This window comes from Achromobacter spanius (assembly GCF_039673305.1).
Classification (GTDB): domain Bacteria; phylum Pseudomonadota; class Gammaproteobacteria; order Burkholderiales; family Burkholderiaceae_B; genus Achromobacter; species Achromobacter spanius_F.
Map to the genome: position 1 here is coordinate 125,836 of NZ_JBDJLJ010000013.1, position 14,452 is coordinate 140,287.

The window sequence follows — 14,452 nt, forward strand, 5'->3', positions numbered from 1 at the left end:
TCAAAATAAAGCACTCTGAATATGCCTGGCGCAGATGGTTTGCTATGTATCGGCCTGCTTGAGGACGACGCCGACTTCCGGGAGGAGTTGGCGTTGGGTCTGGGCGGTTACGGTTTCCGAGTGGCGTTCGCTTGCGACAACGCGGTCGCGTTTTATCGCCGGCTGCAGGAACAGCCTTGCGATATCGTCATACTGGATGCCCATCTTCCCGGCGAAGACGGCTTTTCGGTCGCGACCCGGCTGCGCGCCTTGAGCCCCGTGGGCATCGTCATGCTGACGGGCCGCAGCGCCCTGGAAGACCGCGTGCGGGGGCTGGAAGGGGGCGCCGATGTCTACATGACCAAGCCCGTCGACCTGCTCGAACTCAGTTCGGTCATTCGCAGCCTGGCGCGCCGCATGCGTCTTGCGAAGGCGCCGCGTCCCGCCGATGCCGAAACGCGCGCGTCCGCCGACACCAATTGGTCCTTGCAGGATGGCGGCTGGATTCTGGTGGCGCCCGATGGCGCCTCGTTGCACCTGAGCGCCCAGGAACGCACGTTCCTGGTGGCCCTGATGGATGCGGCCGGCAGCGCGGTCAGCCGCCAGGCCCTGGCTGAACTGTTCCTGCCCGACAGCCCCGGCGGTTTCGAGCTGCGGCGCATCGATGTGCTGGTGAGCCGCTTGCGCGCCAAGGCGCAAAGCGCGGGCCTGAAACTGCCGGTTCTGTCCGTGCGCGGCCAAGGCTACGTGTTCGCCGCCTGACGGTCTTCCAGGCCGCGGCGCCCGCCGCGGTTACGCCGCAGTTCCGTTGGCGGGCAGGGTGATGACGAAGCGCGTCCCCACGCCGACCTTGCTCTGCATGGTCAGCGACCCGCCCTGGCTTTGGCAGATGCGCCGGGCCAGGAACAATCCGATCCCCATGCCTGGCGTTTCCCGATGCGCGGAGCGCCGAAAGCGCGGCTCGAAGATCCGCGCCTGTTCCTCTTCGCCGATGCCTGGGCCGCGGTCGATGACCGCCGTCCAGGTCATAAGCTGCTCGCCAACGCGCGTGTGGCCCGTTTCTATCCGCACAGGCTCATTGGCCGGCGAATACTTGATCGCGTTGTGGATCAGGTTGCGGACTACCACGCTCGTCAGGGGACGGTCGCAATAGACGGGCAGGGAGGGCTGGGACTGCAGAAGCAGCGCGTGCGCCGTATCGGGCTGCATGGCGGTCACGACATCGCGCAGAAGCTCCGCCATGTCGGTCTGTTCGCCGCGCGGCGTCCATGCCTGTTCATCCAGCCGGTCCTGGTTCAGCAACTGGTCCATCAACTCGGTCATCCGCGTGACCGACCGATGGATGCGGGCCAGGCGGCTGTCGACGGTTTCGCCACTGTCGGAAAGAATCATGTCCAGCGACTGGGCCGCCGCGCTGATGGTCGCGAGCGGCGCGCGCAGTTCGTGCGAGATCAGGGCGTTCATCTGGCGCTGCGTATCCAGCGCGCCAGCGAGTTCCGCAAGCCGCAGTTCGCCTTGGGCGAGGTGTTCCGCGTCAGTGTGGTCGCTTGCCTTGCGGTCTGAGGCGCCGCGCGCGGGCGAGTCCAGCGCCAGCCACAGGAGCGCGCCCGACACCAGCATCAGCCTGAGCAATTCGATGGTCGTGCCCGCGGTATCGGCGCCACCGGCTTCCCAGGCGTCGTGCGCCAGCATCCAGGCGGAGGCGCCGTACGCAAGCGCCAGCGCGACGGATGAAGCGCGTCCCGCCGCCTGCCGGACGGCCTTTGCCAGAAACCATCCCGCCAGGGGCACGCTGAGCACGGCGCAGATTCCCGCGATGGATGCCGGCAGCACGCCGGATTCGGTTTCGTAGACGAAAATCAGCGCCAACGCGGCGACGCCGGCCAGCACGATGCTGCTCCAGCGGCATGCCGCGGCCAGGATCCCGGCGGCGCGCGCCCCTTGCACGAGCGGGGCAGTCGCTGCCAGCAAGGCCGCAAAAGAGCCTGCCTGCAGCGCGCCCGGCGGCATCAGCGATGGCAGCGAGCGAAACAGGCCTTCCAGGAGCGCGAAAGCCAGGCCGGCCGCATACATTGCGTTGCGGGTATGGGCCCAGGCCAGGCCACAGGCCATCGCGCATGCGATCGCCACGCCTGCGGTCAAGCCCGGCAGGGTGTCATGGCCACCGATCTGGGCATAGGCCATGGCGTATCCCGGCCAGAGCAGCGCGCACAGCAGCGGCCCCAATCGCGACCAGGGAAATCGCCGGTTGCCGCCGATCTGATCGGCGCGGCGGTGGCTGAAACGCCAGCGGGTGCGAAGAAACAATCCTTCCGTCAACTAGGAACCCATTGGTGGTCATGCGCGAGATCGTGCGCGTGCGCGGAGTTTACGACAGCCCCGCGTATCGCGCGCACGCCTATTTCTTCCAGTACGAATTGCGTGGCGGTGTCGGGAACGTCCGCGGCGTAGACAGCCATGTCCAGCGTCTTGGCGGTGGCCACGACGGTGGCGGCCAGATGCTGGCTGCCGGGGCTGTGCAGCAGTCCGGTGATGAAACTGCCGCACAGCGTGACGTAGGACACGGGAAATTCGTGCAGGCGTTCCATGGCGCCGAACTGCTGTGAAAGCCGCGACACGCCGACGCGGCCGCCGGCGCTGGTGACGACGTCGCAGAGCTGGCGAAGGTCGGCGCCCTGTTCGACCAGTCCCGCGGCGTCGACTTCGATGATCAGCCGCATCGTCAGTGCGGGCCGGTCGGCAAGCATGCGCTCCAGCCTGGAAAAAAACGAGCCCTGCGCCAGCGTGGCCAGCGAGACCGGGATCGTCAGCGCGTCGTCGTGGGTGAACAGCCAGTCCAGTCCCAGGCGGATCGCCTGGATATCGCATTCGGCGGACAAGCCGAGGCGCACGGCCGGTGGCATGAAGATCGATGCCGGCACGGGGTCGGTGCCCGAGATGTCGTGCAGCGTCAGGCTGGCTTCGTAATGCAGCACCGTGCCGGACAGGTCATGAAGCGGCTGGGCAGACAGGGAAAACCGGTGCTGCTCCAAGGCCGTGACCAAGGCGTCGTGCCAGCTGTATTCGCCGATGCGCGTGCTGTCGGCCGCCTGGCTTGCCGGCGCGATCTGATCGTCGTCTGCGCTTTCCGCGCACATCAGGGCATGATCCAGGCGCGCCAGAATGTCGCTCATGTTGTCGCCCGGCGCATAGGCCGCCATGGCCAGCGCCCAGCGGCACCATCCGTATTTGTCCATCGGCACGCGCAGCGACCGCAGTTCGCGCCGCACGCGCTCGGCCAGCACGCTCGCTTGCGGCGCCGACGTGCGCGGAAGCAGCAGGGCGAAGTCCGACCCGCTGATCCGGGCGATCAGCGTCGCCGGCCCGCCGAACTCTTCCACCAGCCTGCGCAGGCGGTCGGACGAGGAACGCAGCCACTGATCCGTGAACGCGCGCGACAGATGCCGGTTGATTTGCGCAAGGTCGCGTTGCCGGAACATCAGCAGATGGCCGCCCGTATCGGTGGTCTTGTCCGCCAGGGCCACCCTGAACTGATCGACGAAATGCTTGCGGTTGGACAGCCGGGTGATGGGGTCCCGGTAGATCTCGCTTTGCAGGGATTCGATCCGGGCGTTCTGTTCCTCGACTGTGGCGGCTACCCGGCGCTGCGCGTCGACCAGGGCCTGGTCGACTCCCGCGACCTCGCACGACCCGCTCAAGGCCGCATCGTTGCCCGGCGCCAGCGCGCGCACGCGTTCGCAGATGTCCCGCGAGGTCCGCGCCTCGATCCAGCGCACCAGGCTCAGGGCGAAAATGGCCCAGAAGACGCCCGCGGCCAGCACCAGGCCCAGTACGCGTATGCCGCCTTGCCACAGTGTGTCGCGTGCGCGCCTGGCATCGGCCTGCACGGTGATGGTGCCCTTGCTCCGGCCGTCCGCCGCGGTGAATTCGCGCGAGATCGCTGGCGCGTCCATGTTGAGCCACGCGCCGCGCCAATCGCGGTCGCGTCCGGCATCGGCGGGGCGCGCGCGGCGTTCAATGACGGCCGGATTTCCTTCGTTCGTGATACGCACCAGCGCGTACAGGCCCTGGCTGAACAATTCGTCCGCAAGTTCGGCCTGCTCGCCTGGGCTGCCCGCGCCGTGGGACAGCGCCCAAGCCAGCGTCCTGACGCCTGCCTCGCCTTGTTGCGCCAGTTGCGCGTTCAGATAGCGATGCGCCGCCAGCATCCCCAGGGCCTGTGCGCCGAGCAGGATGAAGCCGATCAGAAGGGCGGAACATAAAAGTAGCCGGCGTAGTGTGGGCATGTACTTGCAAATCCCTCCTGGGCTGGCACGGCTGCCTGCGCCGCGAGGCCTCCGGTTAAAGGCGGGCGTCGGGCGGCGAAAACGCCTGACAGGGATAAAAACCTGGATAAGAAACGTGACACACGTTACCAAGACCTTGCTGGCGACCCTTACACTGCCTGTCGCCATGTCACAGAACGCACAGAATATTACGAAATCCGCCTTTATTTCGGACAAGCTATGTAATTATTTCGTTCGTGATATTTGGTTCGTTGAGAACTATTGAGACACAGCGTATTAATTTTTGGGGTTCCGCTGTCGTAGAAAGGGCAAGGCATGGCGAACAGGACCGGCCAGCGACCGCTAATCCAGGACCCGTCATGACCCGCCGCGAGCAACTACCGATTCGAAGGAACTCAGGAAGAAGGGGCGCGTTGCCTCTGAAATGTGCCGTTTTTTTGCGAAAACAATGCATAATTTAAAAAATGTTACAGCCCTTGGGCCCGTGGTCGGGCCGCAACGCCAGGGGCTGATGGATAGGGATAGGGGGCTCCGTGCGTGAGAGTTACCTGCTCGCACTGTGCCTGACGCTCGCGGGCGCACTTGCAGCGATCAGTCTGCTGTTCGTCCGCAGAGAGCGCGCCCTGCGCCGCCGCCTGACGCGTGACGAACTGACCGGCCTCCTCAGCCAGCAGGAGCTGCATCGTCGCGCGCGCGCGTGGCTGGGAAAGCCCCAAGGGGCCGAGCGCCAAGGCGCATTTTTCCTGGTCAGCTTCGAACACTATGCGCAGATCAGCGCCATGCTGCGGGCAGGCGAGGACCAGGCGCTGCTTGTGATGGTGGCGGACCGGCTCAGCCTGGTCACCCGCACCCTGGGCGGCATGGCGGCGCGCGCCGGCGCCGATTCGTTCACGGTCTGTGTGCCCGGCGTGGACGAGGAGGGCGCGGCCCAGGTGTCGGCCAAGCTGCTGGAAGACCTCAGTCAGCCCTATGAATTGGGGGGGCGTCCCCTTATTGCTGTTTTCCGGATCGGAACGGCGCTCTACCCCGCGCACGGCCGCAGCGTCGAGGAACTGCAGCGATGCGTGCAGGTCGCTCTGGTGCCGCTCAAGGAGCGCGGCGGCCCGGGGTGGAATCTCTTCGACTTCCGGCTGCTTGCCCGGCAGCGGGACCAGCAGGGGCTGGAAAACGACTTGAGGCTGGCGCTGACGACGCCGGCAATGGAACAGTTCGAACTCTATTACCAGCCGGTCTGCGACAGCGGCACCGGCGTGGTGCAGGGATGCGAAGCCCTGCTGCGCTGGCATCATCCCGTCCTGGGCAGCGTTTCCCCCGCCGTGACCATCGAATTGGCCGAACGCAGCGGCCTGATCGTGCCTCTTGGCGCCTGGATCCTGGAGCGTGCATGCACGCAGGCGGCGCTGTGGCCGGCGGCCTGGCGCGTCCATGTGAACCTGTCGGTCAAGCAGATGAACGAGGACAGCCTGGTCCAGCTGGTTTCCGACGTGCTGGCCGCGACCCGCCTGTCGCCGCGCAAGCTGGTCCTGGAGATCACCGAATCGATCTTCATCCTGCATTACGAACGGCACGTGAAAATCCTGAACACGCTGCGCGCCAAGGGCATCGGCGTGGCGCTGGACGACTTCGGCTGCGGCTATTCCAGCCTGAATCACCTGCGCCATCTTCCCATCGACTGGGTCAAGATCGACCGCAGCTTCATTTCAGCGCTGGAATCGGATGCGGGCAGCCGCGAGGTCGTGTCCGCATTGTTCGGCCTCTGCCAGGCGATGCGCCTGCCGGTGGTGGCCGAAGGCGTCGAGACGGAAGGCCAGCGCGAGATCCTGAAATCCCTGGGATGTCGGGTGATGCAGGGCTTCCTGCTCGGAAGGCCCGCGCCGGCCTCCGAAATCCAGGCTTTGGCCTCGGCGGTGTCATAATCGGGGTTGCTTGCAAACCCGACCTGTTGACTCCCTATGCCCGGCAATACCCTAGGTACTCTCTTTACCGTCACGAATTTCGGCGAATCTCACGGGCCGGCCATCGGTTGCGTGGTCGATGGCTGTCCTCCGGGACTGGCGCTGGACGCCTCCGATATCCAGCTTGAACTGGACCGCCGCCGTCCCGGCACCTCGCGCCACGTGACGCAGCGCCAGGAAGCCGATCAGGTCGAGATCCTGTCGGGCGTCTACGAAGGCGTGACCACGGGCACGCCCATCGGTCTGCTGATCCGCAATACCGATGCGCGCAGCAAGGACTATTCCAATATTGCCGACACCTTCCGGCCCGGCCATGCCGACTACGCCTACTGGCGCAAGTTCGGCGTGCGCGACCCGCGCGGCGGCGGACGGTCGTCGGCACGGCTGACGGCGCCCACCGTGGCGGCCGGCGCCATCGCCAAGAAATGGCTGTCGGAGCAATACGGCGTGAAGGTGCGCGGCTACATGAGCCAGCTCGGCCCGGTCGCGATTCCTTTCGTGTCCTGGGACGAAGTGCCCAACAATCCGTTCTATGCGCCCAACGCCGACGTCGTTCCGGAACTGGAAGCCTACATGGACCAGTTGCGCCGCGACGGGGACTCCGTGGGCGCGCGCATCGAAGTCGTGGCCGAGAACCTGCCCGCCGGCTGGGGCGAACCCATCTATGACCGCCTGGACGCCGACATCGCGCATGTGATGATGGGGCTGAACGCCGTCAAGGGCGTGTCCATTGGCGCCGGTTTCGACTGCATCGCGCAGCGCGGCTCGGAACACGGCGACGAGATCACGCCGGACGGTTTCCTGACCAATCACGCGGGCGGCGTGCTGGGCGGCATTTCCACCGGCCAGCCCATCACGGTGTCCCTGGCGATCAAGCCCACCTCCAGCATCCGCGTCGAGCGCCGCTCGGTCAATCGCGCCAATGAGCCGGTGATGGTGCAGACGCTGGGCCGACACGATCCTTGCGTCGGCATCCGGGCAACGCCCATCGCCGAAGCGATGCTGGCGCTGGTGCTGATCGATCATGCCCTGCGCCATCGCGGGCAGTGCGGCGCGCCTGTCTGATACGCTTGCGGTTGTTGAAACGGCTTGGAGGCCGACATGAACCAGAAGCGTCATTTTCTGCGCAATGCCGGAGCCGTGCTGTCGCTGGCCGTACTGGCGGGCTGCACGGGCATGAACACTACGCAATCGGGCGCCGTGGGCGTCAACCGCACCCAATACATGTCCAGCATGGTGCCGTCGCAGGCGCTCGAACAGGAGGCGACCCAGCAGTACGCCGACATCCTGAAAGAGGCGCAGGCCAAGGGCCTGTTGGACCGGGATGCCCAGCAGCTGGCGCGCGCGCGCGCCATTTCCCAACGCCTGATCGCGCAGGCGGGCGTGTTTCGCCCGGACGCCGCGAACTGGAAATGGGAAGTGCACGTGCTGTCCAGCGACGAGATCAACGCCTGGTGCATGCCAGGCGGCAAGATCGCCGTCTACACCGGGCTGATCTCCAAGATCAAGCCCAGCGACGACGAACTGGCAGCCGTGCTGGGCCATGAAATTGCCCACGCGCTGCGTGAGCACGCGCGCGAGCGCGTTTCCCAGCAGATGGCCACGAACCTGGGCTTGTCGGTGCTGTCCATCGCCACCGGTTCATCCGCGGCGTCCGATCTGGGCGGGCAATTGACCAGCGTGATGTTCACCTTGCCCAACAGCCGCACGCACGAAACCGAAGCGGACCGGATGGGGGTGGAGCTGGCGGCAAGGGCCGGGTATGACCCGCGCGCCGCGGTGACCCTGTGGCAGAAGATGGGGGCGGCCAGCGAGGGCAATGCGCCGCCCGAGATCCTGTCGACGCACCCATCGGCCGCTTCGCGCATCAGTGATCTGCAAGCGGCCGCGCAAAAGGTGATGCCGCTGTACGAGCAATCCAAGGGCCAGGCCGCGCGCTGAGGGCACGCGGCCGCGAGGGCGGGGCGCCTCAGGCCCGGTTCGCTAGGCTCCGTTCGCGGTCCTGACGCCCTGGCCGCGCATGATGCCGATGCCCAGGCCGACCAGGATGCGCTGGGTTTCGGCGTCGGGGACGTCTTCCGCGTAGACGGCAATGTTCAGGTTGCGGGCCGTTTCCAGCACCGATGCCGTCAGTTGCTGGCTGCCGGGGCTTTGCGACATTCCTCCGACGAAGCCGCCGCCCAATTTCACGTACGACAGGGGCAGCGTGTGCAGCTGCGCGACGGCGCCGAACTGCTGCGCCAGCCTGCGCACGCCGAGGTGGGCGCCGAACTCGGACACGACATGCGCCAGGGCCGTGATCTGCTCGTGGCATTCCACCAGGCCGTGCGCGTCGATTTCCAGGAACAGGCGGCTGGCCAGGGGCCTGCGCTCGGTCAGCAGCAGGGCAAGCTGGCGCAGGAATTTCTGGCCCCGCAGCGAGGGCAGGGCGACGCGGATGGCGAGCTCGCCTTCGTGGCCGGCCAGCCAGTCCAGGCCCAGGCGGACGGACTCCAGATCGCAATCGGCCACGAGATCCAGGCGCACGGCGGGCGGGATGAACAGCGTGGCCGGGATCGGTTCCTGGTCGGGCGCTGTACGCAGCATCAGCATGGCCTCGGTCCGCACGACGCGTCCATCCAGCGCCAGCAGCGGTTCGGTCGACAGTTCGAAATGCCGGCCTTCCAGCGCGGTCTGGATGGCGTCCTTCCAGGCGCGTTCGCCGGATTCGGAAGGCGATTGCATGTCGGTCGCGCCGGCTATCACGACCTGGTCGTTGCCGGCGCTTTCCGCGCGCATCAGGCCGAAATCCAGGCGCGCCAGCACCGGACCGGCCTGGCTGCCTTGTCCATAGTCGGTCATTGCCTGCGCCCAGCGGCACAGGTGGCCTTCACCGACCGGAATACGCGAGGCATGCAGGTCGGCCCGCAACTGTTCTGCAACCATCATGGCCTGCGGCGCCGCGCAGCCGGGCAGCAGCAGTGCGAAGTCCGATCCGTTCAGCCGGGCCAGCATGGGCGACGCCACATGCATGCGCTTCAACGTGGCCAGGATGCGCTCGCATGCCGCGCGCAGCCATTGGTCGATGAACTCGCGAGGCATGTGGCGGTTCAGGTCGGCCAGGTCGCGCTGGCGGAACACCAGCACATGGCCGCCGTCGATCCGGCGTTTTCCGCCGGCGGAGGCGGATTCCAGCGCACGCCGGAATTCGTTGACGAAGTACTTGCGGTTGGGCAGGCCGGTCACCGGGTCCTGGTTCAGTTCCAGTTCCAGCGATTCGATTTTGGCGTTCTGCTCTTCCACGCTGGCATGCACGCGTTCGCGCGTCTGGTTCAGCGCCTGCACCACGCCGGAAAGCTCCGGGACGCGGGCTTCCACCTGCTCGGGCGGGGAGTCGCGGCCGATGTCGCGGACGTGGTCGGAGATCTCGCGCAGCAGGCGGTTCTTGATCCATCCCACCAGCACAAACGCGAAAACCGCCCACAGAATGCCCGCGCCCACGACCAGCGCGATCATCTTCAGGCTGCTGCGCCACAGGGCTTCCCAGGCATACGCATCATTGGCGACCAGGGTGACTTCGCCGATCTGGCGCCAGCCGTCGCTGACCGCATGCGTCGCGGCTTGCGCATCGAGCGGCGCCAGCGCCTGGAACCACGCGGGTACCGATGCCGCGGTTGCTCCGGACTGGCGTTCGATCAGGACCTTGCCGTCGGGGTCGGTCAGGCGCACCAGCGAAAAGTGCCCGCCGTCGTACAGCGCGGACACCAGCAGTTCCTGCACCACAGGATCATTGTTCGCGGGCTGCGACAGGGACAGGGCAAGAGACACGGCCGCGTCGGTGCTCTGCACCTGGAGCTGCCCGGACAGGTACTCGCGCGCGGAGTTGATGCTGAGCGCCAGAGTCCCCAGCAGGATGACGCTGATGGCGAGGGTCACGCTGAGCAGTAGCTGTCGAAGAATGGACATAGTCTTGTTTCCGGACATCAGGGGCGGATGCCTTCCCGTTCCATGCGTTGAAGTAGGTCGCGCCAGCGGCTCAGGCGGTCAACGGGCGCGGCGGCCTTGCCGTCCACGTAGACGCCGTCGGCGTTGAAACTGAAAACCGGCGTCAGGTCGCGCCGCTGCGTCGCCGGGAGGATGGTTGAGATCAGGCTGTCCAGCACCAGCGGGACGGCGTTCGGGGTTTCGTAATAGCCCAGCACCATGTGGGCCACCTGGCTGCTGCTGGCCGCTCCGCCGATGCGGGCGCGGACGTAGATGAAGCGCAGCTTGTTGGCCGGGACGCCCATGGCCAGCAAGGTGAAATACTTGCCGATGACATAGTCTTCGCAATCGCCCGCGCCCTTGCCCAGCGATTCCAGCGGCGTGGCCCAGTAGTCGGCCTGCTTCCAGATGAGGGAGTCCTCGCCGGAGAGCAGGGCGCGGTTCCAGAAATCGTTCGCGAGGGTCAGCCTGTCCTTGTCCGCCGCGGGAGCGGGGCTGCGCAGCAGTTGCAGCCAGTTCGAGACGGATTTGGAGCCCTTGGCCCCGTAGCGGCTGGCCGACAGGCTTTGCAGCCGGTCGGTGTTGACTTCCAGGGCGGAACTGCCCGTCCAGCCGCAAGCCAGGCATAGCAACGCCAATCGGCACAGAGTCAGCGCGCTACGGTAACGGCGGGTCGATGGCATGAAACGGATTTTCACATTTTTTTGGGCATCTTAGATGTGCCCTTCAAAAAAATGCGTCATGCGCAACGGGAAGGCCGTGGCCGGCTCTTCCCGTGAGGTCGATGCTTAGTTGTGGTCGACGTTGAGCTTACCCTTTTGCAGCAGGTCGTTGATGATTGCCTGGTCCGTGGTCAGCTTGCCGCCGTTGGTCAGATCGACGTTCTCCAGGATGATCTTCTGGTCCGCGCCTTGGCCGATCTTGCCGCTGGTGCTGATTTCGATCAGCGTATTGGCGCTGTTGGCGGGATCCTTGGAGAAGTGCAGGTACTGGGACAGCGTGCCGTCCTTCTCGCCCTGCAGCATGTCCTGCAGATCCAGCACGTCTCCGCCATTGGCCACCGAGGCGATCGAGAAGTCCTTGATCACGTCCACGGCCGGCAGCGCCGTCGTGCCCTGATCGCCCAATTCCCACTTGAACGTGTCGCTGCCCTCGCCGCCGTACAGGATGTCGTCTCCCTTGCCGCCGATCAGGACGTCATTGCCGGCGCCGCCGTACAGCGTGTCCTTGCCGGTGCCGCCGTACAGGATGTCGTTGCCGTCATCGCCGTACAGGATGTCGTCGCCGCCCTGGCCGTAGAGGATGTCGTTGCCTGAACCGCCATGCAGTTCGTCATTGCCGCCACGGGTGTCGCCCTGCACGTCGAACAGGCCGTGATTGTCGGAGATGAACTTGTGCAGATCGGCGTCCGTCGGTTGCGTGCCGTTCTTCAGCAGCAGGAACTGCTTGAGTCCATCCAGGCCGGAGCCGTCGGCGAAGTCGGTGGGCTTGGCGGGATTGCCGTTAACGCCCCACGGCAACTGATCCGTGTTGATTGCGTCGCCAAACAGAATGTCGGACCCATCGCCGCCGTAGATCTTGTCGTTGCCGACCGGAGCCAGTTCGGTGGAGGTGCTTCCGCCAACCAATGCCGACTCCAGATCCGACGGCGACAGGACGACCTGCGAGTTGTCGGTACGGCCGGTCGTGTACGTGCGGATATTGTCGATATCCACGCGGAACGAACCGCTACCGCTGCTGTTGTCGTTGAGGATGAACTGATAAAGGTATTCGCCGGGGCCGTAGATGCCGGTCGTGCGGGTGTTCGCTTCGCTGCCGGACTCGACTTCCTTCCATTGCGAACCATCCCACTTCAGCAGCACCCACTTGAACGTGTCGCCCGTGCCCTTGTTGCCCGTGGTTGCATCGAAGCCGAACGAGGCACCGGCGGCGTTCGTCACCACGATCTTGTTGGCCTCGGCCATGGTGACGGTGTATGCCTTGCCATCGACTGCTGTATCGGTAAGGCGCATGGCGTTGCCGTTCTTGGCTGCCGTTCCCGTGCCTTCCTTATCCCAGTTGCCAGGGTTATTTGCGCCCGTGTTCCCGGAGAAGTTTACGTACACCGAGCCGCCGGAGGTGAACCGACCGCCAGTGTTGTCATAGCTGTTGAGCGTGGAGGTCGAAACGCCCGAGCCGATGCCGATGCCGTGCACGTCGCTGACGCCCGCGAGCTTGCCGAACTCGGTGTCGCGGTTGTACCACCATTCGGAAGTGGGTTCCCCGTCGGTCAGGAAGAACGTCAGGTTCTTGTAGGCGTTGCCGGAGCTGTCGACCGTGGGCTGACCATCGAACCAGGACTTGGCTTCGTTGAATGCGGAGCCGTACGGCGTGCCGCCTCCGCTCTTCAGCCCCATGAGGATGTCGACCATCTCGGAGACGTTGCTGGTCGTCAAGCCGGAAATCGTCTTCTGGACCTTGCTGCCGTCGCCCTCGAACGTGATCAGCGACACGTTGATGGTGCCGTCGTGGGTCGCCAGCTGGCCTTCCAGCATGGCCTTGAGAGCCTTCTTGGCTGTGTCGAGGCGGGACTCGCGGCTCGAGCCGCTACCCCACTTGTCGTCCATGGAGCCGGACAGGTCCAGCACCAGGGCGATGTTGTAGCTGGTGCCCGGGGTGACGTTCTTCAGCATGCCGCCCTGGTCGCCCAGCAGCACGTCGTTGCCCGATCCACCCTTGATCGTGTCGTTGGTGTTGTTTCCGCCGACGAACTGGTCGACCTTCAGATTGAACGTGTGCGGGTCGGAGGTGTCCTTGCCGCCATTCGCCGTGCCGCCCGAATCCTTGACGCGGAAATCGAAGGAGGAGCCTGCGTTCTCGCCGACGTTGGAAGCCGCGGCCTGGAACACCAGCTTGCCGCCCTGGATGTCCGCGGCGCTGATCTCCTGGCCTTGGGTGACGGCCTTGCCGTTGAGCATCAGCGTGCCGCCCGTGGGCAGGGAGTCGATGATGACCGACGTAAACGTGTGGCCTTCCACCGGGTCAGAGAACGGGAAGTCGTCCGCATCGAAGGTGTAGGTCTTGCCTTCCGTGACGTTGCCCGAGCCGTCTTGCGAGACAGGGGCGTCGTTGACGGGCAGCACGTCGATATCCAGCGTGGACGTCGTCGAGGCGGCGCCGTCGGACACGGTGTACTTCACCTGTGGGACATCGCCGTTCCAGTTGGCGTCCGGCTTGAACGTATAGCTGCCGTTCGCACCGATCACGATGGTGCCGACGCCAGCGATGGTCGCGGTCTTGCCTGCGTCATAGCGGACGCCGTTGACCGTGAATTCCGTGACGGTCAGCGTATTGCTGTCGACGTCGGTCGCGCCCACGAGCACGTTGCCGGTGGCGGTCTGGTCTTCCAGGACCTCCTTGGTGTGGGCCTGGAGGACCGGGGCGTCATTGGTGCCGTGGATCGTGATCGTCAGCACCGCATCGCTCTTGTCGCCGTCCGCATCGGTGATGGTGTAGCGGATGGTCTCGGTGAGCTTCTGGCCGTTGTTCAGCGCCTGAACTGCCTGCAGGCTGTTGTCCAGCTGATAGGACCAGGTGCCGTTGCCATTGTCGACCAGCTTGCCGTACTTGGCATCGCTGGTGGTGATGGCCACGGTGCTGGCGTCAGCACCCAGCGTGTCGTTGGTCAGCACGTTGCCGGTGATCGGCGTGGCGGTGTCCTCGGTCACCGAGGCCGAGTCGTTCTTGGCCACGGGCGCGGTGTCGATGATCTGGATGACCAGGTCGTTGCTGGTGCTCTTGCCCGCGACGTCGGTGACGGTGACCTGGAAGCTGTCGCGCACCGAGTCGTTGCCGGCCGAGTGGTCGTCGGCGCCGCCGGTCTCCTTGTAGGAGTAGGAGATGACGCCGGTGGCGGCGTTGTAGCCGGTGATGGTCAGCACGCCCTTGTCGGTGGTGATGACGACCGGGCTGGTGGCGCTGGCGCCGGTCACATCGTGGCCGCGGACGGTGACGGCGGCGATGCCGGCCTCGGCGGACACGCCCACCGAACCGAGGACGGTCGCGCCGGAGCCTTCGACCACGCTGTTGTGGGCGCTGGTGACGTCGCGGTCGGTGTCGACGGGGGTGACCACGGGGGGAGCGTCGGTCTGGCCGTTGATGGTGATGGTCAGGACCGCCTCGCTCTTGTCGCCGTCCGCATCGGTGATGGTGTAGCGGATGGTCTCGGTGAGCTTCTGGCCGTTGTTCAGCGCCTGAACTGCCTGCAGGCTGTTGTCCAGCTGATAGGAC

The 14,452-nt window shown here is 65.6% G+C and carries 9 protein-coding genes; 4 read left to right on the plus strand and 5 right to left on the minus strand.

The genetic code is table 11. The features are described 5' to 3' along the window. The first annotated feature begins 21 nt into the window (after window positions 1-21). Window positions 22-741, plus strand: a complete 720-nt coding sequence (locus tag ABE485_RS13855; RefSeq protein WP_043518814.1) for a response regulator transcription factor — start codon at window positions 22-24, stop codon at window positions 739-741. A 30-nt stretch (window positions 742-771) separates the two neighbouring features. Here the strand turns inward: ABE485_RS13855 and ABE485_RS13860 are convergent, their stop codons facing one another. Both ABE485_RS13860 and ABE485_RS13865 read right to left on the minus strand, forming a co-directional pair. Next, the gene (locus tag ABE485_RS13860) at window positions 772-2,286 is read right to left on the minus strand and encodes a sensor histidine kinase (protein ID WP_346515864.1); all 1,515 of its coding nucleotides are present in this window, start codon (window positions 2,284-2,286) and stop codon (window positions 772-774) included. Between the two features lie 8 nt (window positions 2,287-2,294). Then, a complete protein-coding gene (locus ABE485_RS13865; RefSeq protein WP_346515865.1) occupies window positions 2,295-4,265 on the minus strand; it encodes an EAL domain-containing protein in 1,971 nt (656 codons plus the stop codon). 533 nt (window positions 4,266-4,798) lie between these two features. On the opposite strand from ABE485_RS13865, the gene ABE485_RS13870 reads away from it, so the two are divergent. The 3 genes from ABE485_RS13870 to ABE485_RS13880 are packed head-to-tail and all read left to right on the plus strand — an operon-like array spanning window position 4,799 to window position 8,161. After that, a complete protein-coding gene (locus ABE485_RS13870) occupies window positions 4,799-6,181 on the plus strand; it encodes a putative bifunctional diguanylate cyclase/phosphodiesterase (protein ID WP_346515866.1) in 1,383 nt (460 codons plus the stop codon). A gap of 36 nt (window positions 6,182-6,217) precedes the next feature. After that, complete coding sequence (aroC, locus tag ABE485_RS13875; RefSeq protein ID WP_346515867.1) at window positions 6,218-7,285, plus strand: chorismate synthase; 1,068 nt, start codon at window positions 6,218-6,220, stop codon at window positions 7,283-7,285. A gap of 36 nt (window positions 7,286-7,321) precedes the next feature. Then, entirely contained in the window at window positions 7,322-8,161 is an 840-nt protein-coding gene (locus tag ABE485_RS13880; RefSeq protein WP_346515868.1) for a M48 family metallopeptidase, read from the plus strand. A 42-nt stretch (window positions 8,162-8,203) separates the two neighbouring features. Here ABE485_RS13880 and ABE485_RS13885 read toward each other — a convergent pair whose 3' ends face one another. The 3 genes from ABE485_RS13885 to ABE485_RS13895 form a co-directional block, all read right to left on the minus strand. Further along, window positions 8,204-10,165, minus strand: coding sequence for a bifunctional diguanylate cyclase/phosphodiesterase (locus ABE485_RS13885; protein WP_346515869.1), 1,962 nt, complete (start codon window positions 10,163-10,165; stop codon window positions 8,204-8,206). A gap of 17 nt (window positions 10,166-10,182) precedes the next feature. Further along, the gene (locus ABE485_RS13890) at window positions 10,183-10,866 is read right to left on the minus strand and encodes a transglutaminase-like cysteine peptidase (RefSeq protein ID WP_346515870.1); all 684 of its coding nucleotides are present in this window, start codon (window positions 10,864-10,866) and stop codon (window positions 10,183-10,185) included. A gap of 105 nt (window positions 10,867-10,971) precedes the next feature. Further along, window positions 10,972-14,452, minus strand: a 3,481-nt coding sequence (locus ABE485_RS13895) for a VCBS domain-containing protein (protein WP_346515871.1), incomplete at its 5' end; no start/stop codon positions are given.